The following is a 22,421-nucleotide window of genomic DNA, read 5'->3' on the forward strand; positions in this document are numbered from 1 at the left end:
ACTTTCTCCTGGTCTAATCCTCGAAACCCTTGAAGGAGGCGAATGCCTCCACATCCGCTCGCGGCATCAGCCGCGCGCGCGACCGCTCCCTGGGGTGGCCCAGCGAGATCCCGCAGGCCACCATCTGCTCGGCGGGGATCGACAACAGCGGACGCAGTATCCGGTGGAATCTGGCGAAGGTTTCCTGCGGACAGGATTGCAGCCCGCGCCCCACCGCCGCCAGCATCACGTTCTGGATGAACATGCCGAGATCGAGCCAGCTTCCCATCGCGAGGCGCCGATCGATGGTGACGATCAATCCAACCGGCGCGCCGAAGAACATGAAGTTCTTTGCGGTCTGCCGGCTCCTCGCCGCAATGTCGCTTTGCGCGATCCCGAGCGAGTCATAGAACAATCGCCCGAACTCCTGGCGACGGCCGAGATACGGCTCGGGGAAGGCGCTGGCGTAGTATTGATATTCGGAGACGTGCTCGTTCGGCTCGTTCTCAAATGCATGCAGCAGCGCAGCGGACACCTCGGTTTTGGCGGCGCCGGCGAGCACGTAGACGTGCCAGGGCTGGATGTTGGCGCCGCTCGGCGCGAACCGCGCCACGCGCAGGATCTGCTCGACGGTCGATCGGGAGACCGGACTGCCGGAGAACTCGCGGCACGACAGCCGGCCGGCCATCACCTCGTCGATCGGATTGCGCGCGGCTCCGCACGCCACATCCCGGTCGATCACGACTTCTTCACGAGCGAGCATCCCCCGTCCTCCATCGGTCTGAACGCCTCTTCACCCGGGATCGTGGCCAGCAGCTGGTAGTAGTCGAACTGGTATTTCGATTCCTCCGGCGACTTGACGCGGAACAGATACATGTCGCGGACCAGCCGACCGTCGGGACGGATCCTGCCGTTGCGGGTCATGAAATCGTTGACCGGCAATTCGCGCATCTTGGCCGCGACCGTCGGCCCATCAAGCGTGCCGGCGGCTTCAACCGCCTTGAGGTAGTGCATGACCGCGCCATAGGTCCCGGCATGGATCACGGTCGGCACCTTCTTCGTCTTCTCGATGAAGCGCTTCGACCATTCGCGCGTCTGGTCGTTGAGGTCCCAATAGAAGGCGGAGCTCAGCATCAGGCCTTGCGCGCTCTGCAGCCCGAGGCTGTGAATGTCGGCGATGAAGACGATCAGGCCGGCAAGCTTCTGGGTGCGCGTCACGCCGAATTCGCCGGCCTGCTTGACCGCGTTGATGAAGTCCCCGCCGGCGTCGGCGAGCGCGATCACGTCGGCCTTGGAGGCTTGCGCCTGCAACAGGAAGGACGAGAAATCGGGCGTGTTGATCGGATGCTTCACCGCGCCGAGCACCTTGCCGCCGGTGGCATCGATCACCTTGCGGCTGTCGGCCTCGAGCTGCGCGCCGAGCGAGTAGTCAGCCGAAAGGAAGAACCAGGATTTGGCGCCGAGTTCGCGAAATCGCCTTGGTCGTGCCCTGCGACAGCGCGTAGGTGTCGTAGGTCCAGTGGATGCCGGTTGGCGAGCACTCGTCGCCGGTCAGCCGGGACGTTGCCGCGCCGGTGGCGAGAAACAGCTTCTTCTTGTCGCGCGCGATGCCCTGCACCGCCAGCGCGACCGCGGAATTCGGGACGTCGAGGATGGCCTCGACATTGTCGTTCTCCAGCCAGCGCCGGGCAATCGCCGAGCCGATATCCGCCTTGTTCTGGTGATCGCCGGCAACGATCTCGATCGGGCGGCCCAGCACCTTGCCCTTGAAATCGTCCACCGCCATCTGCGCGGCGACCACCGAACCCTGGCCGCCATTGTCGGCATAGAGCGAGGACATGTCGGTCAGCACGCCGAGCCTGACCGGCCCGCTCTGTGCAATCGCCGATGTCCCTGTCGCCATCAGCATCAACGCCAGTCCGATCGATTTACGCGCGCCACTTCGGGCCGCCATCACCCAGGCCTTCATCGCTGTTCTCCTCCCAACCCGGTGCGGGCAATCTTGGCCAGAACGCCGCGTTGCGGAAGTGAAAGTATTGCACGGTGATCCTGAACCGGCTTCAGATGGCCGGTGGTGACAGCATGGCAGCTCGCGGAGAAACCGCTCGGTTGCATCCGCCAGGCGGCTGGCCTTAACTGCGGTCGATCGCGGAATTTTGCCGAGGCGAACGATCCGCTACAGACAGGACTCGCATCGTGTCCGTTTCCTTCAAGACCCTCGATCTGAATCTGCTCAAGGTATTCGACGCCGTCATGGAGGAGCGCAGCGTGCTGCGGGCCAGCCAGAAGGTCGCGCTGAGCCAGTCCGCCGTCAGCCACTCGCTGGCGCGGCTGCGCGAGATGCTGGACGACGACCTGTTCGTGCGCACGGCCACTGGCATGCAGCCGACCGCGCGCGCGTTGACGATGGCGCCGCAGGTTCGCCAGGCGCTGCGATCGCTGGAGGCTGCGGTCGAGCTGCCGACCTTCGCGCCGGCGGCCTCCACCAAGCCGTTCACGTTGGCCGCCAACGACTTCACGACGATGGTGCTGGCGCCGCCGCTGCTGAAGATCCTGGGCCGGGAAGCTCCGGCGATCGACCTCACCATCAAGCCGGTGACGCGGATCGATCTTGCCGAGCAGATCGACCTCGGCCGCATCGACGTCGCGATCGGCGTGTTCTCTTCGCCACCGAGCCGCTTCCGCACCGCGCTGTTGTTCGAATATGACGACGTGCTGATCGTCGGCAAAAAGCGCAAGCTTGGCCGGCTCGACAAGGCAAAGCTCGCGACCCTGCCGCTGGTCGTCGTGTCCTTTGGCGGCGAGCAGGAGGGCGCGATCGGCGGCTTCATCTCCGAGCGCGGACTCGCCCGGCGTTCGGAGATGTACGACCGCCCCGCGCTCGAACGGGCCCTCTCCGACAGCGACCGGCCGCCGCGGATCGCCGTCTCGCTGCCGCATTTCCTTGCCGTGCCCGCACTGCTGATCGATTCCGAGTTGGCCGCGATCGTTCCGCGGCCGCTGGCGCGTGCGCTCGAGCAGGCGCATGCGATCACGACCTATGAACTGCCCTACACCACGACGCCCGTGGAGGTTCGGCTGCTCTGGCACGAACGCGTCGAGGACGAGCCTTCGCACGAGTGGCTTCACGAGGTGCTCCGGCGCGCCACCGAAGAGCTCAGGCGCGGCCGCTAACGGCGATGAAATTAGGTCGGATCGTCATCGCGCTTTAGCTCGTTATTTGAGCATGTTCTTTTCGAAAAACTGCTTCGCACCTTCCGGATCATGCTTTGGCGGCCGGCCGCGCTTCACCACAATTCGCGGCCCTCATTGCGCAGCCATGCTACCGGACATCGGAACCCAGCGCTCGCCGTCGAAACGCTGCGGGCGCAACGACGTGATCAGGCGATAATCATCCGGACTGGTGTTGACGGTGATGCCCGGAATCAGACCCGGCAGCGCCAGGTTCTTCAGCGCGGTGGCCTGCTTCATAAGATTTTGCCGGGAAAGATCGTTGCCGCAGGCCTCGATGACCTTGGTCATCAGCACAGCGACGTTCCATCCGGTGAAGTTGAGCTGATCCTCGATATCGCCCTCGGGATAGTATTTTTTCATGAAAGCCAGCCATTCCAGATAGGCGGGATCGTTGGCCCATTCGGGATCGCCGACCGACTTGGTCGGCGTCGCCGAGATCGCCCCCTTGGCGTTGTCGAGCCCGGCGGGCTTGAGGATCGTCGGCACGAAGTTGCTGCCGATCGGCAGGAACTGCTGCGCGCGCCAGCCGAGTTCGCCCGCCTTGCGGATCGCCTGCGAGGTAAACTTGCCGGTCGATGCATTGAGGAAGACGTTGGCGTTGGTGCTCGCCAGCGCCACGACCTGCGAATGGACCGTCGGCGACGTGACTTCGTAGGGCGAGGCCGCGACGATCTCGGCCTTGGGATCGAGCCGCACCAGTTCGGCCTTGATGCTGCGGAGATATTCGCGGCCGTAGTCGTCGTTCTGGTACAGCACGGCGACGCGCGCGCCGGGCGTATGCTGAGCCACCAGCCGCGCGTAGATCGCGGCCTCCGTGCTGAACAGCGTCATCCCCGAGATGGTGTAGGGACTGGTCTTCGGATCGGCAAAGCGCTCGCTTGCCGCGAACACGAACAGCTGAGGAATCTTCTTGGCGTTGAGATATTTCTGCACCGCGGCATTCTGCGCCGTTCCCATGCTGCCGAAGATCGCGACCGCCTCGTCATTCTCGATCAGCCTGCGCGTCTGCTCCACCGCCTTCGGCGGGCTGTAGCCGTCGTCGAGCGAGATCAGCTTGACCTTGTGGCCATTGATGCCGCCGCGATCGTTGATCATCTGGAAATAGCGGGTCTGCACCTTACCGACGGCGCTCAGGGCCGACGCCGGCCCGCTATAGGGCATGGTCTGGCCAAGGATCAATTCGGTCTCGGCAGCGCCGGCCGAGCCGCAGGCCGCGACCAAGGCCGCGAATATGATGACAGCGCGAAGTCCGCGCATACGCTCCTCCCTTGTTTCTTACCCGGAATATTCTTCCTAGGAAGATAATTGTCAACCTCGACGAAAGGCGGCAAATGGCCGCTCCGCCGAGCGATGCGCTTGTGTGAAGCGATCGCAGGAACTTGCGGGGGCGACACGTCAATTCGACGATGCTAGATTGCTGCGACGCATGGCGCCGGCGCCCTTGGCGCGGGACGAAGGGGACTGGAAGGGAATGAAGAAAAGCAGCGTGTCACGCCGCGCCGAACCTGCGATCAAGCCGCCGCCTACGCCCGACAGCACCCTTTACGACGACATCGAAGCCGCCTGGCTTGCACAGCGCCCCGACCTCGACCTTGCCGCGGCCTGCACCTTGTTGCGGCTCGAGCGCGTCAACCAGCTGCACGAAATGCGCCTGCAGGACATCGCGAAGGCCGTCGGCCTGCAAACCGGCGAGCTCTATGTCCTGCTGGCGCTCCGGCGCTCCGGGAAGCCGTACGAGTTGCGCCCGACCGACCTGTTCCGCGCGCTCCTCGTCACGTCGGGTGCCATGACCAAGCGCGTGGCGCGGCTTCAGGAAGGCGGCTTCGTCCTCCGCGTCTCGGCCAGCGACGACGGCCGTTCGGAACTGGTCCGCCTCACCGCCAAGGGTCTTGCGACCGCCGACCGCGGCATTGCCGAGGTGGCAAGGGTGGTCGAGGCCGTGACCGAAGCAAGTGGACTGACCAAGGCGGAGCTCGCGATGCTGGACCGCTGCCTGCGCAAGCTGCTCGCGGTCAGAGCCGTGAAGGCGCCGAAGAAGTCCGGCCGGCTTGCGGCGGCGGATTAGCTCTGCCGCCGGCAACATGACGCAACGGCCTTGTTGCCCGTCTTCAGCAGCGCTTTGAGATCGCATGAACTGTCTTCGGCCTGGTCGGGCGTCGGCGAAATGCCCGCTGCGATCAGGCGCCGCGCCACCATCTGGTCGGCGGGATTGTTGATGCTGTCGACTGCGACGAGCTTGCCCTCCCGGTAGCTGAACACGGAGAACCGACCGGCTTCGGCGCGCAGCGACCGGATCGCGATCCGGTCGCTGCGCGCCGAGTGCCCGACGATCTGAAGCTTGAGATCGTGTTGATCCGACCAGAACCTCGGCACGCTGTCATAGGCCTCATGGCTTTCCGCGATCGCAAGTCCCGCGGACCGTCCCTGGTCCTGCGCGTGCTGAACCGACTCCAGCCTGATCCATCCTCCCGCGAAGCGGCTGTAGTGATTGGCGCAGTCGCCGGCGGCATAGATGCCCGGGTATGCCGTCCGGCCGTGCTCATCCACCACGATGCCATTGGCGCAATCCAGCCCCGCGGCAACGGCGAGCTCATCATTGGCGATGCCGCCAATGCCGACCACGACAAGGTCGGCGCCGAGACGGACGCCTTCGTTCAGCTCGACCGCCGCGATCCGTCCGCCATCGCCGATCATTGCCGAAACGGCCGTGCCGAACTTCACCGCAACGCCCGCTCGTACGTGACGATCGAGCAGGAAGCGCGACACCACCGGAGAGACCGCCCGCTCGAGCAACCGCGACGCGGCCTCGATCACGGTCACCTTCTTGCCGAGCTTGGCCGCCGAGGACGCCACCTCGAGCCCGATGAAGCCGCCGCCGACGATCACGATCTCGCTGGCCTCGCCGAGTCTCGCCCTGAGGTCGGCGGCATCGGCGATCGATCTGAGATAGCAGACCCCGTCGAGGTCGGCGCCACGGACCGCGATCCTGCGCGCGCGCGAGCCGGTGGCAATGACGAGGCGTTCGAAGTCGAGGACCGCGCCGCCGGCCAATACCACCCGGCCGGCGTTGCGATCGATCCCGACAACGCGGCTGCCAAGACACAGCTCGATCCTGTTGTCGGAGAAAATTGCCTCGTCGTGCATCAGCAGACCCTGCGCGCTGATCTCGTCGAGCAGAAAATCCTTCGACAGCGGCGGACGCTGATATGGCAGCGCGCTCTCATCGGCGATCACGGTCACCGGCTCGGCATAGCCGGCTTCACGCGCGGTGAGGGCGGCCTGAATGCCGGCATAGGAAGCGCCGATGACGACAAGGCCGCTCACGGCTTGACGTCCGCACCGCCATCACCGGCGGTTTCCAGGGCGGCGCCGCCGTCGAGCAGCACATAGACCTCGCCGTCGCGGATCTCGACCTTGAACGCCTCGATATTCCTGTAGGCGCTCGACCGGCATTTGCCGTCACGGACATCGAACATCGCGCCGTGCAGCGGGCATTCGATCACATGTCCTTCGAGAAAGCCTGTCGATAACAGCGCAAACGCGTGCGAGCAGACGTCGCCGGTCGCGAAGACGTCGTCGTCGACTTTGTAGAGCGCAACGCGCCGCTCGCCGAGCTTGAAGCCCAACGGCTCCCCTTCCGACAGTTTCGCGGCGGCGCACAGATGGTGCCAGGTCATGAGATAGCGTCTCCTGGGTCGATGCGGAGAAATCGGCGCGGAGACGATGCCCGCGCCCAAGGCGTCAAATCCGATCAGCGCGGAATCTGCCGCCAATCCTCGGCAGCGGAGGCGAGCCGGCCGCCGACGGCGCGGATGTCCTTGTAGGACATGACCTCGCTCTGGCCGCTTTTCGGCGCCTTGCCGTTCATGAAGCCGCGCACCTCGTCGAGCAGCTGGCGACGCACCCTGACGATCGCCTGGTCCGCCGAGCAGAGATATTCCTGCGAACGGTCGACGATCGGCCCCATGCTGACCATCACAACGAAATCCTCGATGACAATCTCATGGAAGCCGGTGCTGTTGCCGGCATCCATGATCTGGCGATTCTGCCCCCAATTATTGCTTTGATCGCCCGGCAGGCCGCCAGCCATCGGCCACTGGTTGGCGCGCTGCACCTTGCGCCAGGAATCCACCGGCTTCTCGGGATTGTAGAAGATGTACCACTGGATCAGGTTCTCGTCGTCGATCGGCACCGCGATGATCGCGGTGCGGTCCTGCTGCGGCCCGGAGAAGATGGGCGCGATCAAGCCATAGTACGGCATCACGAACTCGGTGACTCGGGCAAGGCATGACCCATCCGGTGCGGTGCGCAGCGCCGCGGCCCGGAAACCATAGGGCTTCTTGTCGAACTCGTAAGCGACTTCGGTGTTGACGCGCGTCGCGCCGAAATCGGTCGACGACGTCGCGGTCCAGCTCTGGTGCAGCAGCGCGACATGCGAGGAATCGATGGTGGCCTCGACGCCCTGCAGCCAATTGGCTTTGAGTTCGATGCCGGCTGCGTAGACCTGATCCGGCGGCAGATCCATCCATTCGAAGTCGGGCGCGGGCGGCGCCGCGCCCTCGCCGAGCCAGACCCAGATCAGCCCGGCGCCTTCGCGCGCAGGATAGGCTTTCGCCTTCACGGTCTTGGCGAATTCCTTCGGATTGTTCGGCTCGTTGGGAACGTCGAGCACCTCGCCCTGCGCATTGATCTTCCAGCCGTGGAACAGGCAGGTCAGCGAACAGTCGTCGACCCGTGCCAGCGCCAGCGACGCGCCGCGGTGCGGACAGGCCTCGTCGAGGAAGCCGACCGAACCGTCCTTGCCCCTGAACGCCACGAAGTTGCGGCCGAACAGCTTGACCCGAACCGGCGCCTCGCCCTTGCGGACGCGCACCGAGAGAACCGCCGGCAGCCAATAATGCTGCCGCAGCATCCGTCCCATCGGCGCGTCACCCGTGACGCGGCACAGCAATTCGTTCTCTTCCCTCGTGACCATCGCGAAACCTCCCTGATTGACGCCTCTACCGTTCCGGGCCTAATATCTTCCTAGGAAGATTATTGTCAAGTTATCTTCCGAAGAAGCCATATTGGGAGACATCATGACCAAGGGACGCCTCAAGGATCGCATCGCACTGGTGACGGGAGGTAGCCGCGGGGTCGGCAAGGGCGTGGCGATCGGCCTTGCCGAGGCCGGCGCGACCGTGATCGTCACAGCGCGGACGCGCAACAGCGGCGGATCGGAATGGCCGGGCTCGCTCGACGAGACCATCGCCGCGATCGACGAGGCCGGCGGCTGCGGCATCGGCCTTTTGTGCGATCACTCCGACGACGGCTCGGTGCAGGAGGTCTTCGACCTGATCCGGCGCGACCACGGCCGGCTCGACGTGCTGGTCAACAATGTGTTTGCGGCGCCGAACGTGATGCCGGTGAATGTCCCGTTCTGGCAGGTCCCGGCATCGCTATGGGACACCATGCACCGCGTCGGCCTGCGCTCGCATTTCGTCGCCAGCCAGTTGGCGGTGCCGCTGATGCTGCCGCAGCAGCGCGGCCTGATCGTCAACACGTCGTCGGGCGGCGGCGTCAGATACACGTTCAACGTTCCGTTCGGCGTGCAGAAATCAGGCGTCGACCGGATGGCGCGCGACATGGCGCATGAGCTGAAGCCGTTCGGCATTGCCGCCGTTTCGATCTGGCCCGGCTACATCAAGAGCGAGAAGCTTGCGGCGCAGCCCGATCGCGTCCCGCCGGCGCTCGCCAAACTGATCGCCGAACGCGGCGAGACGCCGGTGTTCGCCGGGCGCGCGGTGGCGGCACTCGCCAGCGATCCCGACGTGATGACCAAGAGCGGCCAGATCCTGCTCGCCTCGGAGCTGGCGGTTAAATACGGCTTCACCGATGTCGACGGAAAGGTTCCGCCGCCGCCGAGCCGCGATCCCGCGCCGCTCGCCGTGTTCAAGCCGGGCGTCACGCCTTGAGATCGGCCCGGGAGGTGATCGCGCATCGCGTGGTCGCCATGCGCGGAGACAGCAGTTTTCGCTAGACGTCGAAGAACACCGTCTCGTTGTCGCCCTGCAGATGGACGTCGAAGGTGTAGACGTTGCCGGCGCCGGCGTTGCGCCTGGCAATCAAGGTCAGGCGGCGGTCAGCCGGCACCAGCGCCAGCACGGGATCGGCCGCGTTGCCGGCCTCGTCGCTGAAATAGATGCGGGTGTAGAGATGCCGCAGCATGCCGCGGCCGAACACCGCAAGCAGGATGTGCGGCGCCTGCGGCTTGCCGTCGGGATCCGGCACCACGCCCGGCTTGATGGTATCGAAGGCGTAGTTGCCGTCCTTGTCGGTGCCGCAGCGGGCAAAGCCCTTGAACGAGGAGTTCGGCAGCGCACGCTTGTCCTGCGGGTCAGCGAAGCGTCCCTGCGCATCCGGCTGCCAGATCTCCAGCATGCAATCCGGGATCACCGCGCCGTCGCCGTCATAGACCCTGCCCTCGACGCGGATGCGCTCGCCCGAGACGTCAGGCGTCAGGAGGTTATTGGTGAACGCGTCGTTCCAGGCGTATTCGCCGTTCGGCGTCAGGCCGTATTTGAAATAGGGGCCGACGGTCTGCGAAGGCGTGATTCCATCAGGACGCGGGTTCGACACTTACCTGGTCTCCATCGGCGTGGCACTCTGCCCGCGCAGCACGATGTCGAAGCGGTAGCACAGCGCCCATTCGGGCTTCGTGTTCTCGAGATCGAACGACGAGACCATCCGCCCGCGCGCCTTCTCGTCCGGCACCGAGTTGAAGATCGGGTCGAACGGGAACAAGGGATCGTTCGGGAAGTACATCTGCGTCACGAGACGCGAGACGAACGAATAGCCGAACACCGAAAGGTGGATATGCGCGGGTCGCCAGGCGTTGTGGTGATTGCCCCAGGGGTAGGCGCCGGGCTTGATGGTGATGAACTTGTAGTAGCCCTTGGCATCGCTCTGCGTGCGGCCCGCGCCGGTGAAATTCGGATCCAGCGGCGCCGGGTGCTGGTCGCGGACATGCACGTAGCGGCCGCAGGAATTGGCCTGCCAGATCTCGATCAATGAATTCGGCACGCCACGGCCGTCCTCGTCGCGCACATGACCGTGCACGATGATGCGCTCGCCGAGCGGCTCGCCCTTGGCCTGGATGGTGAGGTCGTTGTCGTGCGCGCGCACGGTCTCATGACCATAGACCGGCCCGGTCAATTCCGAGAGCGTGTGCCGCATCGGGATCAGCGGCTTTTGCGGCGAACGCTTCACGGTGGAGCGATAGTCCGGCGACAGCCGCGCCGGATGGGCCGCAAGCGATTGCAGCGGGTACAACAAGGTCATGGCGAATTCCTCAGCGGCCCACGCGCCCGGTGAGCTCACGTCAGATCATTATATTGCATAACCAAATTGGGGAAGGGCTGTTTTCAGCCTCTCCAAGCCGTTGGATTAATTCAGCTTCTCGATCGCGACCGCGACGCCCTGACCGACGCCGACGCACATGGTGGCGAGCGCGAGCTTGCCGCCGCGCTTTTCCATGCCGTGCACCGCGGTGAGCGCGAGGCGGGCGCCGCTCATGCCGAGCGGATGACCGAGCGCGATGGCGCCGCCATGCGGATTGACGAAATCGGCATCGTCCTTGACGCCGAGTTGGCGCAGGCAGGCGATACCCTGCGAGGCGAAGGCTTCGTTCAGCTCGATCAAATCGAAGTCCGACACTTTGATGCCGAGACGCTCGACCAGCTTTTTCGTTGCCGGCACCGGGCCGATGCCCATGATGCGCGGCGGCACGCCGGCCGAAGCGAGCCCGAGGATGCGGGCGCGGGGCGTCAGGCCGTGCTTCTTCACCGCGGCTTCCGAGGCCAGGATCATGGCGGCGGCGCCGTCATTGACGCCGGAGGCGTTGCCGGCCGTCACCGTGCCGGGATTGCGCACGATCGGCCTCAGCTTGGCGAGACCTTCCAGCGTGGTCTCGGGACGCGGATGCTCGTCCTTGTCGATGGTGATGGGGCCAGCCTTGCCGCCGGGAATGGTGATCGGCGTGATCTCCTCGGCGAAATAGCCTGCCGCGATCGCCGCACCCGCACGCTGCTGCGAGCGGATGGCGAAGGCGTCCTGATCGGCGCGCGAAACCTGGAATTCCTCGGCGACGTTTTCGCCGGTCTCGGGCATGGCGTCGACGCCGTATTGCGCCTTCAGCAGCGGATTGATGAAGCGCCAGCCGATGGTGGTGTCGAAGATTTCGGCGGAGCGCGAGAAGGCTTCCTGCGCCTTGCCCATCACGAAGGGTGCGCGCGTCATCGACTCGACGCCGCCTGCGATGGCGAGCTCGATCTCGCCGGCGCGGATGGCGCGGCCCGCGGCGCCGACGGCATCAAGGCCCGAGGCGCAGAGCCGATTCAGGGTCTGGCCGGGAACCGAATCCGGCAGGCCCGCCAGCAGCAGCGCCATGCGCGCGACGTTGCGGTTGTCCTCGCCGGCCTGGTTGGCGCAGCCGAAGAACACTTCGTCCACCTGCGCCCAATCGAGATTGGGATGTTTTGCCATCAGCGCCTTGATGGGGGCGGCGGCCAGATCGTCGGCGCGAACCTTGGCGAGCGAGCCGCCGAAACGGCCGATCGGGGTCCGCACGGCATCGCAGATAAACACATCACGCATTGAATCTCTCCCTGAATGCCGCGACTTAGCGCTGGATCGACTGGAACTTGAGATGGGTTTTAGGAGCGTGCCCGCGGCAGGTCAATTGACGCGGCTGCGTGGCATCAGCGCATTACAGTGATGCCTCGTCATATTTCGGACCGTGGACAGGGTGGAAAACCCCCTTCTCTCGGATAGGACCACGCGGCGAAATTCTGTAGTTTCCGCCACCTCATGACCATTCAGCAGCCCATCCCCGTTCCGCCCGAAGCCACTGCCGCCGAGGCGCCGTCGCGCGTCACGCCGATGATGGAACAGTACCTCGAGATCAAGGCGGCGCATCAGGGCCTCCTGCTGTTCTACCGGATGGGCGACTTCTACGAGCTGTTCTTCGAGGACGCCGAGATCGCTTCCAGGACGCTCGGGATCGTCTTGACCAAGCGCGGCAAGCACCAGGGCGCGGATATCCCGATGTGCGGCGTACCGGTCGAGCGCTCCGAGGACTATCTGCATCGTCTGATCTCGGCCGGCCACCGCGTCGCGGTCTGCGAGCAGACCGAGGACCCCGCTGCGGCCAAGGCGCGCGGCAACAAGAGCGTGGTGCGCCGCGGCGTGGTGCGGCTGGTGACGCCGGGCACGCTGACCGAGGACACGCTGCTCGACGCGCGCGCCAACAATTACCTGCTGGCGATCGCGCGCGCCCGCTCCTCCGCCGGCGGCGACCGCTTCGGCCTCGCCTGGATCGACATCTCGACCGCCGAATTCATGGTGACGGAATGCTCCAGCGGCGAGCTCCCCGCGACGCTGGCGCGCATCAACCCGAACGAGGCGATCGTCACCGACGCGCTCTACAACGACAGCGAGCTCGGACAGACCCTGCGCGAGCTGCCGGCGGTGACGCCGCTGACCCGCGACGTGTTCGACGGCGCGACCGCCGAGAAGCGGCTGTGCGACTACTTCGCCGTCGCGACCATGGACGGGCTCTCCCAGCTCACGCGCCTGGAGGCCACCGCCGCGGCCGCCGCCGTCACCTATGTCGACCGCACCCAGGTCGGCAAGCATCCGCCGCTGTCGCCGCCCGCGCGCGAGGCTTCCGGCGCGACCATGGCGATCGATCCGGCCACCCGCGCCAATCTCGAGCTGACGCGGACGCTGGCCGGCGAGCGCCGCGGCTCGCTGCTCGATGCAATCGACTGCACCGTCACCGCGGCGGGCTCGCGCCTCCTGGCACAGCGCCTTGCCGCGCCGCTGACCGACGTCGCCGTGATCGCGCGGCGGCTCGATGCCGTCTCGGCCTTCGTCGCGGATTCCGCTGCGCGCGAGGACGTCAGGACCGTGCTCCGCGGCGCACCCGACATGTCGCGCGCATTGGCTCGGCTCTCGGTCGGCCGCGGCGGACCGCGCGACCTCGCCGGCATCCGCGACGGCATCATCGCCGCCGACCAGGTGCTGGAGCTGCTGGCGCAGCTTGCCAATCCGCCGGCCGAGGTTTCGACCGTGATGGCGGCCTTGCGGCGTCCCTCGCGCGATCTGGCGCAGGAGTTTTCTCGTGCGCTCTCCGAACAGCTTCCGCTGATCAAGCGCGATGGCGGTTTCGTCCGCGAGGGCTATGAGGCCGCGCTCGACGAGAGCCGCAATTTGCGCGACGCCTCACGCCTCGTGGTGGCCTCGATGCAGGCGCGCTACGCCGACGACACCGGCGTCAAGGCTCTGAAGATCCGGCACAACAACGTGCTCGGCTATTTCGTCGAGGTCACGGCCCAGCACGGCGACAAGCTGATGTCGCCGCCGCTGAACGCCACCTTTATCCATCGCCAGACGCTGGCCGGGCAGGTGCGCTTCACCACCTCCGAGCTCGGCGAGATCGAAGCCAAGATCGCCAATGCCGGCGACCGCGCGCTCGGGCTCGAGCTCGAGATCTTCGAACGCCTGAGCGCGATGGCGCTCGCGGCGAGCGATGATCTGCGCAATGCCGCGCATGCCTTTGCGATGCTCGACGTCGCGACGTCATTGGCCAAGCTTGCGATCGACGACAATTACGTGCGGCCTGATGTCGACGGCTCGCTTGGTTTTGCGATCGAGGGCGGACGGCATCCGGTGGTCGAGCGGGCCCTGAAGCGCAACGGCGAGCCGTTCATCGCCAATGCCTGCGATCTGTCGCCTGCGCCAGCGCAGAAGTCCGGTCAGCTCTGGCTGCTGACCGGCCCGAACATGGCGGGTAAATCGACCTTCCTGCGCCAGAATGCGCTGATTGCCCTCTTGGCGCAGATCGGCAGTTTCGTGCCGGCGGCGCGCGCGCGGATCGGCATCGTCGATCGCCTGTTCTCGCGCGTCGGCGCCGCCGACGATCTCGCCCGCGGCCGCTCCACCTTCATGGTCGAGATGGTCGAGACCGCGGCGATCCTGAACCAGGCCGGCGAGCGCGCGCTGGTGATTCTGGACGAAATCGGCCGTGGCACCGCGACCTTCGACGGCCTTTCGATCGCCTGGGCGGCGATCGAGCATCTGCACGAGAGCAACCGCTGCCGCACGCTGTTCGCCACGCATTATCACGAGCTGACCGCGCTCGCGGCCAAGCTGCCGCGGATGTTCAATGCGACGGTGCGGGTCAAGGAATGGCAGGGCAACGTCGTGTTCCTGCACGAGGTGCTGCCGGGCTCGGCCGACCGCTCCTACGGCATCCAGGTGGCGAAACTGGCCGGCCTGCCGCCGGCGGTGATCACACGCGCCAAATCCGTGCTCTCCAAGCTGGAGGCGCAGGACCGCGGCCAGACCGCGCGAGCCTTGGTGGACGACCTGCCGCCGTTCGCCGTGCCCTCGCGCGCCGCCGCGGAAGCCGCGCCGCCGAGCGAGGCCGAGTTGCTGATGGAGGCGGTGAAAGCGCTGCACCCCGACGAGATGTCGCCGCGCGAAGCGCTGGACGCGCTGTATGCGCTAAGGGCGAAGCTGCCGAAGCAGTAGCTGCGTAGCCCGGATGCAGCGCAGCGAAATCCGGAAACGCGCTCTCCGTTGCACGACCGCCCCGGATTGCGCTGCGCTGAATCCGGGCTACGGATCATCCTTCCCCTTCCCCCTGAAAGGGGGAAGGTCGGGATGGGGGTCAGCCGCAGACGACACCATTTGCTGAGAGAGCAGATCCCCACCCGCTTTGCTCTGCCGAGCAAAGCGACCTCCCCTCTTCAAGGGGAGGTTAAGACCTCTTCGCGCTCTTCCTTCGTCCGATCTGCCACAGCACCAGATTCCAGACGATGCAGGTGGCGAGCGCGCAGCAGAGGCCGATCGGCGAGCCGAATTGCAGCACCGCGACGTGCAGCACCGCAATGCCGAGACCGAAGCCCATCAGGCCCCAGGCGCTGTTGGCGAGCACGGCGGCGGTTGCGGGACCGCCGATCCGCGGATGCAGGATCAGCATCATCGAGGAGAATACGATCGGAAACAGCGCCATCACGCCGGTGACGCGCGGGCCGACCCAGCCTGACGCCGTGACCACGGTGCCGACCAGGCTCGCGACCAGCGCGGCGCGCAGCGGAATGTCGTACCAGCGCCGCGCGATCAGCGGCATTTTCGCGACGTGCCGGTAGGGCCGGAGCAGCGGGATGCAGATCGCAAAGGTGATGGCGTTGACGATCAGCCCGGCGGCGAGCGACCACTCGAACTGACGGATGATGGTGGCGAGCACCAGCCACACGGCGATCGCGCTGCCCGCGCTGATCCACATGCTGAAGCGCTGCGCCAGCACGGCGTAGGTCAGGCCCATATAGATCGTGGCGGCATTGACCGGCAGGCTCGCCAGCGCACCCTGCGCGATGAAGGCGGCGTCATGATCGATCGCGAGGAAGACGTAGGATGGACCGGCCGACACCGGCAGGGTCGCAACCAGCGCGCCGATCACGGGCCCCGCGCGTTCGGTGATGATCGACGCGCTGACCACGAATGCGGCCGCAACCGCCATGCGCAGCACGAGGATCAGGACGAAGTGGAGTTCGGGGGACATTTGTTCCGTCGTCCCGGCGAAGGCCGGGATCCATAACCACGACTGTTCGTGTGGAACGAAAGCCGTCGGACAGCACGGCTTGAACCGATGGGACACGGCGTATGGACCCCGGCTTTCGCCGGGGCGACGCGCTAAACCCGCTGCATCGACACCGACACCTTGGGGCCGTTCTTGATGGTCTGAAAGACCACGCAATAACGCTCGGTGAGCTTGAGCAGCAGGTCGAGCTTGTCCTGCGGCGCGTCGGTGTCGACCTCGAAGCGCAGGCGGATCTCGGCGAAACCGACCGGAGTCTCCTTGTCGATGCCGAGCGTGCCGCGGAAGTCGAGATCGCCCTCGGCGTAGACGTTGCCGGTCTTGAGCGGCACCTCGATCGCGGTGGCGACCGATTTCAGCGTGACGCCGGCGCAGGCGACCAGCGCTTCAAGAAGCATGTCGCCGGAACAGAGCTCGAGGCCGGAGCCGCCGGTGCCCGGATGCAGACCGGCCATTGCGATGGCGCGGCCGGTCTCGACCTTGCAGGCGATGCCTTCGCTGTCGGTGGAGCCCTTGGCCTTCAGCGTGATCAGCGCGGCCTTGGGATCGTTCTTGTAGCGCTCCTTGATCGGGGCCTGCATCGCGCGGAGTTCGGCGGCGTCCATGGTCTTATCTCCCGGCTATTCTTCTTTATGCCGATGTAAGGCCTTAACGAGCCGATGTCACCACCACATCGCCTCGCCGGCGCTGGATTTGTCGGTGACGTCCCGCACCGAACGGTCGAGCGAGCGGTCGAGCGCGGTCAGCACGCGGCGCTTGAAAGTGTCGAACAGCTCCGATTTGCGGTCGCGCGGCCGCGCCAGGTTGATGGTGATCTCCTCGAACAGCCGGCCCGGCCGCGGCCGCATCACCAGCACGCGGTCGGCGAGCACCACGGCCTCGTCCACGTCATGGGTGACCAGGATCAGGGTCGGCCGCGTGTCGGCCCACAGATCGAGCAGATGATCCTGCAGATCGCGCCGCGTGAAGGCATCGAGCGCCGAGAACGGCTCGTCGAGTAGCAGCACTTCGGGCTGCGGCACCAGCGCGCGGGCGATCGCGACCCGCTGCGCCTGGCCGCCGGACAATTCGCGCGGCCAGGCCGCGGCCTTGTCGGCAAGGCCGACGCGGGCGAGCGCCGCCACGACGCGCGCGCGCCTCGCCTCGGCCGGAAGGTCGGCGAGGCCGAAGCCGATATTGTCGGCGACGCTGAGCCAGGGCAGCAGCCGCGGCTCCTGGAAGATGATCCCGATCTTGGCGTGCGGCGACGTGATCACCGCATTGTCGAGCGTCACGCTGCCTGTGCTGGCATGGTCGAGGCCGGCGATGGCGCGCAGCAGCGTCGACTTGCCGCAACCGGAGCCGCCGATGATCGCGATGATCTCGCCAGGTGCAATCTCGGCTGAGAACCGCTCCAGCGCGTGGACGCCGTTCGGATAGGTCTTGCCGACTTCCTTGAGCGCGAGCATCACTGCCCTCCCCGCGCGCCGAACGCGTCCTGCCAGCGCAGCAGCGGCGCGGCGGCGACCTCGATCAGCCAGTCGGTCAACTTGCCGAGGATCGCGAAGATCACGATCGCGGCAAGGATCTGCGCCGGCTTGCCGAGTTGCTGGCCGTCGAGCAGGAGGTAGCCGAGGCCTTCGGAGGCGCCGATCAATTCGGCGGCGACCACGAACATCCAGCCGAGGCCAAGACCGACCCGCAGCGCCACCACATAGGCCGGCAGCACGGCCGGCAACAGGATGCGGCGGATCATGGCCGGTCCGGACAGGCGGAATACGCGCCCGACCTCGACGATCTTGCGGTCGACCGACAGGATCGCGCCCATCACGCCGAGATAGATCGGAAAGAACACGCCGACCGCGATCAGCGCGACCTTCGAGGTCTCGAAAATGCCGAGCCAGAGCACGAACAACGGGACCCAGGCGAGCGAGGGGATCGCGCGCAACGCCTGCACCGTCGGATCGAGCAGCCGCTTGGCGAAATCCCAGTAGCCGGAGATCGCGCCCATGATGGTGCCGGCGACGACGCCGAGCGCAAAGCCCGCGCCGACCCGCCACAGCGTCGCGAGGATATGGCGCGACAGCTCGCCGCTCTTGGCGAGCTCAATGATGGTCTCGAACACCTTTGACGGCGGCGGCACCAGGCGGCCGTTGGAGTAGCCGAGAGAGACGACGAGTTCCCAGCCCAGCGCGAGCGCGACCGGCAGCACGAGCCCGAGCACCGGGCGCGCATAGCGCGACGACCGCGCCGGCGCCGCAGGCGGCACGGCCGTCTGTTTCAGCACGGGCACGTCAACGGTCATGGCCATAGCAAGAACTATTCTTCCGGCGGGATTGCAAGGTGGAGCCAGTCCAACTCCATCCACGTCGTACCGGGCAAGCCAACGGGTCGGCGCGAAGCGCCGCCCGATGACAGGCTCGGCGCGACCCGGGACCGATAACCACAGGACGTGGTGATTGGGACAGCTGGGGTCACAGTTTTGTCCAACAACAAAGCCCTGTGGTTATGGGTCCCGGCTTTCGCCGGGACGACGGAGGTTGGCTTGACGACGGCGGTTAGTTGGTGGGCAGCGGGACCTGATCGTCGATCAACGAGTCCAGCGCGGCCTTGACGTCGGTCTTGGCGTCGATCACGCCCGCCTGCTGCAAGGCGAGGCCGGCGGCGAGAATCGATTCGCGCTGGGCGCTACCGATTCGGCTGTGGGTCAGCTCGGTGCGTTCCTTGAGCTGCTTGTCGACCACGGCGTCCGGTAGCTTGGTGACCGCGATGAAGGTCTTCTTCAGCTCGTCATAGTTGGCCAGCGAATATTTCCGCGCTTCCTCGTACGTCGCGAGCACGCGGCGGACGATATCCGGATGCGCCTTCAGGAACTCCTCGCGCACATTGAGGATGCCCCAGGTGTTGGCTTCCGCCTTGCGGTAGAACAGTTTTGCGCCGTCCTCGACCTCCGCCTGCGCCATCATCGGATCGAGGCCGGCCCAGGCGTCGACATCGCCGCGGATCAACGCGGTCTTGCCGTCGGCGTGCTGCAACAGCACCGGCGTGATGTCCTTTTCGGTGAGGCCGGCGCCGAGCAGCGCACGAACCAGGAAGATGTGCGGATCGGTGCCACGCGTCACCGCCACGCGCTTGCCCTTGAGGTCGGCGACGGACGCGATCCTGGAGTCCTTGGTTGCGACCAGGGCGGTCCATTCGGGACGCGAATAGACATAGATCGACTTGATCGGGTTGCCGTTGATCTTCGCAACCAGCGCCGCCGAACCCGCCGTCGAGCCGAGATCGATCGAACCGGCGTTGAGGAATTCGAGCGCCTTGTTGGAGCCGGCCGACTGCACCCAGACGATGTTGATGCCGTCCTTGGCGAACTCCTTTTCCAGGAGGCCCTTCTGCTTCAGGACCATCGACACCGGATTGTAGGTCGCCCAGTCGATCCGGATCTCCTTCAGCGTGTCGGCGGCGCGCGCCGCGCCGGGCAGCAAGGTCGAGACCGCGAGCAGCGCAGCGAACGTGCGCCGGGAAAATTTTTGCATTCGTCGCCCCCTCGATCAGAAAAAGAAACAATCTTTTATTTCAATGAGTTAGCCTTGCGGTCAACGAGAAAATCTCTACCCTTTACGAGACGGCGCGAGAACGATCTTGCTCGAAGCGCCGCCATGAGAGCATGGAGCTGCTGTCGTTATACTTTGGTCAGTGACAGCAACGGCTCCGTCCGATATCGGATGAACCTATGGACAGCGTCGTAGCCGAGGCCCGCCCTGAAGCGGATGATCGTTTCGAGACCGAGCGGATCACCGCGGCGGTGAATGCACTCGCCGAACGGCATGCCGGCCGCGAGGACGCGTTCCGCACGGCGATGGCGCAATTGCTCAAGGCGGAACTTATCGCGGCGCGCGCCGCTGCGCAGGCGATCCTCTTGAAGGACCGCCACGGCCGGCGCTGCGCCGAGCGGCTCTGCCACGTGCAGGACGAGATCATCCGCATCCTGTATTCGGCGGCGACGCGCCATCTCTACCGCTCGCCGATCCCGAGCGGCGCCGAGCGCATGGCGGTCGTGGCCACCGGCGGCTATGGCCGCGGCCTGATGGCGCCGGAATCGGACATCGATCTGCTCTTCATCCTGCCCTACAAGCAGACCGCCTGGGGCGAGCAGGTCGCCGAGGCGATCCTCTATTGCCTCTGGGACATGGGGCTGAAGGTCGGTCACGCCACGCGCTCGGTCGACGAATCGATCCGGCAGGCGCGCGGCGACATGACGATCCGCACTGCGATCCTGGAGACGCGCTTCCTCACCGGCGACAAGCCGCTCTACGAGGAGCTGGTCGAGCGCTTCGACAAGGAAGTCGTGCAGGGCACCGCGTCGGAATTCGTCACCGCAAAGCTCGCCGAGCGCGAGGAGCGGCACCGCCGCGGCGGCCAGTCGCGCTATCTGGTCGAGCCCAACGTCAAGGACGGCAAGGGAGCCTTGCGCGACCTGCACACGCTGTTCTGGATCGCCAAATACGTCTACCGGGTGCGCGATACCCACGAGCTGGTCGCGCGCGGCGTGTTCGACGCACAGGAATATCGCAGCTTCCGCCGCTGCGCCGATTTCCTCTGGTCGGTGCGCTGCAATCTGCATTTCTACTCTGGCCGCGCCGAGGAGCGCCTCTCCTTCGACCTCCAGCGCGAGATCGCGATCCGGCTCGGCTATACCTCGCATCCCGGCATGCAGGACGTCGAGCGCTTCATGAAGCACTACTTCCTGGTCGCCAAGGAAGTCGGCAACCTCACCGCCATCCTCTGCGCCAAGCTCGAGGACCAGCAGGCCAAGCCCGCCCCGGTGCTGAGCCGGATGATGGCGCGGCTGCGGCCCGGCGCCAAGCGCCGGCGGGTTAACGGCAGCGACGACTTCATCGTCGACAACAACCGCATCAACGTCGCCGCGCCGGACGTGTTCAAGCACGATCCGGTCAACCTGATCCGCATCTTCCGCCTCGCGCAGAAGAACAACCTCGCCTTCCACCCGGATGCGATGCGCGACGTGACGCGCTCGCTCGGCCTGATCAACGCGAGCTTGCGCGAAAATCCCGAGGCCAACCGGCTGTTCATGGAGATCCTGACCTCCGACAACGCGGAGATCGTGCTGCGGCGGATGAACGAGACCGGCGTGCTCGGCCACTTCATCCGCGCTTTCGGCAAGATCGTCTCGATGATGCAGTTCAATATGTATCATCACTACACCGTCGACGAGCACCTGATCCGCTGCATCGGCTTCCTCCAGGACATCGAGCGCGGCGGCATCGAGGAGTTCACCCTCGCCAGCGACCTCATGCGCAAGACCCGGCCCGAGCACCGCGCGGTGATCTACATCGCGACATTGCTGCACGACGTCGCCAAGGGCAGGCCCGAGGATCACTCGATCGCCGGTGCGAAGGTCGCCCGGCGGCTGTGCCCGCGGCTCGGCTTCAGCCCTGCCGACACCGAGCTCGTGGCGTGGCTGATCGAGGAGCATCTGACGATGTCCACGGTCGCGCAGTCGCGCGACCTCTCGGATCGCAAGACCATCGAGAATTTTGCCGCCGTGGTGCAGTCGGTCGAGCAGATGAAGCTCTTGACCATCCTGACCACGGCCGACATCCGCGGCGTCGGCCCGGGCGTGTGGAACGGCTGGAAGGCGCAGCTGGTGCGCACGCTGTATTACGAGACCGAGCCGGTGCTGACCGGCGGCTTCTCCGAGGTCAACCGCGCCCAGCGCATCGCGGTGGCGCACGCCGAATTCCGCATGGCCTTCGCCGAATGGCCGAAGGACGAGCTCGACGCCTATATCGCCCGGCACTATCCCGCCTACTGGCTCAAGGTCGAGCTGCCGCGCAAGATCCGCCACGCCCGCTTCGTCCGCTCCAGCGAGCAGGCCGGCCACAAGCTGGCGATCAATGTCGGCTTCGACGAGGTGCGCGGCGTCACCGAGCTGACGATCTTTGCCGCCGACCATCCCTGGCTGCTGTCGATCATCGCGGGCGCCTGTGCCTCGGCCGGCGCCAACATCGTCGATGCCCAGATCTACACCACGACCGACGGCCGCGCGCTGGACACGATCTCGATCTCCCGGGAATACGACCGCGACGAGGACGAGGGTCGGCGCGCCACGCGCATCGGCGAGATGATCGAAGACGTGCTGGAGGGCAAGCTGCGACTGCCCGAAGCCGTGGCGCGGCGCACCGTACGCAGCAAGGCGAGGCCGTTCGTGATCGAGCCGGAAGTGACCATCAACAACCAGTGGTCCGACCGTTACACCGTGATCGAGGTCTCCGGCCTCGACCGGCCCGGCCTGCTCTACGAGCTGACCACGGCCATCTCCAAGCTCAATCTCAACATCGCCTCGGCCCATGTCGCGACCTTCGGCGAGCGCGCGCGCGACGTGTTCTACGTCACCGACCTCCTGGGCGCGCAGATCAACGCGCCGACGCGGCAGGCCGCGATCAAGAGCGCGCTGCTGCATCTGCTCGCGAGCGAGGACCAGGCCGCGAAGCCGGCGGCGTAGCCACCCGTCATTCCGGGGCAGCCCGCAGGGCTGAACCCGGAATCTCGAGATTCCGGGTTCGAT

Annotated in this window: 18 protein-coding genes and 1 pseudogene; 5 read left to right on the top strand and 14 right to left on the bottom strand. The window is 65.9% G+C overall.

Going from position 1 to position 22,421, the window contains the following annotated elements; genetic code table 11:
* Positions 1–13: 13 nt before the first annotated feature.
* Positions 14–742, bottom strand: a complete 729-nt coding sequence (locus RX327_RS38670) for a nitroreductase (RefSeq protein ID WP_082190479.1) — start codon at positions 740–742, stop codon at positions 14–16.
* Positions 718–1,933 (bottom strand): annotated as a pseudogene (locus RX327_RS38675) (ABC transporter substrate-binding protein). The gene RX327_RS38670 and the pseudogene RX327_RS38675 overlap by 25 nt, the downstream one beginning before the upstream one ends.
* A gap of 242 nt (positions 1,934–2,175) precedes the next feature.
* Here RX327_RS38675 and RX327_RS38680 point away from each other — a divergent pair.
* Positions 2,176–3,153, top strand: a complete 978-nt coding sequence (locus RX327_RS38680) for a LysR family transcriptional regulator (RefSeq protein ID WP_050383336.1) — start codon at positions 2,176–2,178, stop codon at positions 3,151–3,153.
* Between the two features lie 132 nt (positions 3,154–3,285).
* On the opposite strand, the gene RX327_RS38685 is transcribed toward RX327_RS38680, so the two are convergent.
* On the bottom strand, positions 3,286–4,470 hold the full coding sequence (locus RX327_RS38685; RefSeq protein WP_317249022.1) for an ABC transporter substrate-binding protein: 1,185 nt from the start codon (positions 4,468–4,470) through the stop codon (positions 3,286–3,288).
* A gap of 214 nt (positions 4,471–4,684) precedes the next feature.
* On the opposite strand from RX327_RS38685, the gene RX327_RS38690 reads away from it, so the two are divergent.
* On the top strand, positions 4,685–5,278 hold the full coding sequence (locus RX327_RS38690) for a MarR family winged helix-turn-helix transcriptional regulator (protein WP_160321711.1): 594 nt from the start codon (positions 4,685–4,687) through the stop codon (positions 5,276–5,278).
* Here RX327_RS38690 and RX327_RS38695 read toward each other — a convergent pair.
* The 3 genes from RX327_RS38695 to RX327_RS38705 all read right to left on the bottom strand — a co-directional run bounded on the left by RX327_RS38695 (position 5,275) and on the right by RX327_RS38705 (position 8,188).
* Positions 5,275–6,537 carry an NAD(P)/FAD-dependent oxidoreductase gene (locus RX327_RS38695; protein WP_050383338.1) on the bottom strand — a complete coding sequence of 421 codons (1,263 nt, stop codon included), beginning with the start codon at positions 6,535–6,537 and terminating at the stop codon, positions 5,275–5,277. The genes RX327_RS38690 and RX327_RS38695 overlap by 4 nt on opposite strands.
* Positions 6,534–6,890: a non-heme iron oxygenase ferredoxin subunit gene (locus RX327_RS38700; RefSeq protein WP_050383339.1), complete on the bottom strand. Its 357-nt coding sequence runs from the start codon at positions 6,888–6,890 to the stop codon at positions 6,534–6,536. The genes RX327_RS38695 and RX327_RS38700 overlap by 4 nt, the downstream gene beginning before the upstream one ends.
* Before the next feature lie 74 nt (positions 6,891–6,964).
* Positions 6,965–8,188: a Rieske 2Fe-2S domain-containing protein gene (locus tag RX327_RS38705; RefSeq protein WP_028338186.1), complete on the bottom strand. Its 1,224-nt coding sequence runs from the start codon at positions 8,186–8,188 to the stop codon at positions 6,965–6,967.
* A gap of 103 nt (positions 8,189–8,291) precedes the next feature.
* On the opposite strand from RX327_RS38705, the gene RX327_RS38710 reads away from it, so the two are divergent.
* Positions 8,292–9,167: an SDR family NAD(P)-dependent oxidoreductase gene (locus RX327_RS38710; RefSeq protein ID WP_050383340.1), complete on the top strand. Its 876-nt coding sequence runs from the start codon at positions 8,292–8,294 to the stop codon at positions 9,165–9,167.
* Between the two features lie 61 nt (positions 9,168–9,228).
* Here RX327_RS38710 and pcaG read toward each other — a convergent pair whose 3' ends face one another.
* The 3 genes from pcaG to pcaF form a co-directional block, all read right to left on the bottom strand.
* Positions 9,229–9,831, bottom strand: a complete 603-nt coding sequence (gene pcaG, locus RX327_RS38715; protein ID WP_317249023.1) for a protocatechuate 3,4-dioxygenase subunit alpha — start codon at positions 9,829–9,831, stop codon at positions 9,229–9,231.
* Positions 9,832–10,533: a protocatechuate 3,4-dioxygenase subunit beta gene (pcaH, locus tag RX327_RS38720; protein ID WP_317249024.1), complete on the bottom strand. Its 702-nt coding sequence runs from the start codon at positions 10,531–10,533 to the stop codon at positions 9,832–9,834.
* 105 nt (positions 10,534–10,638) lie between these two features.
* Positions 10,639–11,847 (bottom strand): 3-oxoadipyl-CoA thiolase, encoded by a 1,209-nt coding sequence (gene pcaF, locus RX327_RS38725; RefSeq protein WP_317249025.1) that lies wholly within the window; start codon positions 11,845–11,847, stop codon positions 10,639–10,641.
* Between the two features lie 213 nt (positions 11,848–12,060).
* On the opposite strand from pcaF, the gene mutS reads away from it, so the two are divergent.
* Positions 12,061–14,787 carry a DNA mismatch repair protein MutS gene (gene mutS, locus RX327_RS38730; RefSeq protein ID WP_317249026.1) on the top strand — a complete coding sequence of 909 codons (2,727 nt, stop codon included), beginning with the start codon at positions 12,061–12,063 and terminating at the stop codon, positions 14,785–14,787.
* Positions 14,788–15,016: 229 nt separating this feature from the next.
* Here the strand turns inward: mutS and RX327_RS38735 are convergent, their stop codons facing one another.
* From RX327_RS38735 to RX327_RS38755, 5 genes are all read right to left on the bottom strand, one after another.
* The gene (locus RX327_RS38735; protein ID WP_317249027.1) at positions 15,017–15,820 is read right to left on the bottom strand and encodes a hypothetical protein; all 804 of its coding nucleotides are present in this window, start codon (positions 15,818–15,820) and stop codon (positions 15,017–15,019) included.
* 131 nt (positions 15,821–15,951) lie between these two features.
* Entirely contained in the window at positions 15,952–16,461 is a 510-nt protein-coding gene (locus RX327_RS38740; RefSeq protein WP_317249028.1) for an OsmC family protein, read from the bottom strand.
* Positions 16,462–16,518: 57 nt separating this feature from the next.
* Entirely contained in the window at positions 16,519–17,304 is a 786-nt protein-coding gene (locus tag RX327_RS38745; protein WP_050383342.1) for an ABC transporter ATP-binding protein, read from the bottom strand.
* Positions 17,304–18,140, bottom strand: a complete 837-nt coding sequence (locus RX327_RS38750; protein WP_028337992.1) for an ABC transporter permease — start codon at positions 18,138–18,140, stop codon at positions 17,304–17,306. The genes RX327_RS38745 and RX327_RS38750 overlap by 1 nt, the downstream gene beginning before the upstream one ends.
* A gap of 253 nt (positions 18,141–18,393) precedes the next feature.
* Complete coding sequence (locus RX327_RS38755; RefSeq protein WP_028337993.1) at positions 18,394–19,368, bottom strand: aliphatic sulfonate ABC transporter substrate-binding protein; 975 nt, start codon at positions 19,366–19,368, stop codon at positions 18,394–18,396.
* A gap of 197 nt (positions 19,369–19,565) precedes the next feature.
* Between RX327_RS38755 and RX327_RS38760 the strand changes: the two genes are divergently transcribed.
* Positions 19,566–22,358 carry a [protein-PII] uridylyltransferase gene (locus RX327_RS38760; protein WP_317249029.1) on the top strand — a complete coding sequence of 931 codons (2,793 nt, stop codon included), beginning with the start codon at positions 19,566–19,568 and terminating at the stop codon, positions 22,356–22,358.
* The last annotated feature ends 63 nt before the right edge of the window (positions 22,359–22,421 follow it).

The sequence above is a fragment of the Bradyrhizobium sp. BEA-2-5 genome, assembly GCF_032918025.1.
GTDB lineage: Bacteria > Pseudomonadota > Alphaproteobacteria > Rhizobiales > Xanthobacteraceae > Bradyrhizobium > Bradyrhizobium pachyrhizi.

Excerpts from the sequence above, each read along its gene's own strand:
- RX327_RS38670 (WP_082190479.1), bottom strand. The coding sequence starts at position 742 with ATGCTCGCTCGTGAAGAAGTCGTGATCGACCGGGATGTGGCGTGCGGA.
- RX327_RS38685 (WP_317249022.1), bottom strand. The coding sequence starts at position 4,470 with ATGCGCGGACTTCGCGCTGTCATCATATTCGCGGCCTTGGTCGCGGCC.
- RX327_RS38690 (WP_160321711.1), top strand. The coding sequence starts at position 4,685 with ATGAAGAAAAGCAGCGTGTCACGCCGCGCCGAACCTGCGATCAAGCCG.
- RX327_RS38700 (WP_050383339.1), bottom strand. The coding sequence starts at position 6,890 with ATGACCTGGCACCATCTGTGCGCCGCCGCGAAACTGTCGGAAGGGGAG.
- RX327_RS38705 (WP_028338186.1), bottom strand. The coding sequence starts at position 8,188 with ATGGTCACGAGGGAAGAGAACGAATTGCTGTGCCGCGTCACGGGTGAC.
- RX327_RS38710 (WP_050383340.1), top strand. The coding sequence starts at position 8,292 with ATGACCAAGGGACGCCTCAAGGATCGCATCGCACTGGTGACGGGAGGT.
- pcaH (WP_317249024.1), bottom strand. The coding sequence starts at position 10,533 with ATGACCTTGTTGTACCCGCTGCAATCGCTTGCGGCCCATCCGGCGCGG.
- pcaF (WP_317249025.1), bottom strand. The coding sequence starts at position 11,847 with ATGCGTGATGTGTTTATCTGCGATGCCGTGCGGACCCCGATCGGCCGT.
- mutS (WP_317249026.1), top strand. The coding sequence starts at position 12,061 with ATGACCATTCAGCAGCCCATCCCCGTTCCGCCCGAAGCCACTGCCGCC.
- RX327_RS38735 (WP_317249027.1), bottom strand. The coding sequence starts at position 15,820 with ATGTCCCCCGAACTCCACTTCGTCCTGATCCTCGTGCTGCGCATGGCG.
- RX327_RS38740 (WP_317249028.1), bottom strand. The coding sequence starts at position 16,461 with ATGGACGCCGCCGAACTCCGCGCGATGCAGGCCCCGATCAAGGAGCGC.
- RX327_RS38745 (WP_050383342.1), bottom strand. The coding sequence starts at position 17,304 with ATGCTCGCGCTCAAGGAAGTCGGCAAGACCTATCCGAACGGCGTCCAC.
- RX327_RS38750 (WP_028337992.1), bottom strand. The coding sequence starts at position 18,140 with ATGACCGTTGACGTGCCCGTGCTGAAACAGACGGCCGTGCCGCCTGCG.
- RX327_RS38755 (WP_028337993.1), bottom strand. The coding sequence starts at position 19,368 with ATGCAAAAATTTTCCCGGCGCACGTTCGCTGCGCTGCTCGCGGTCTCG.
- RX327_RS38760 (WP_317249029.1), top strand. The coding sequence starts at position 19,566 with ATGGACAGCGTCGTAGCCGAGGCCCGCCCTGAAGCGGATGATCGTTTC.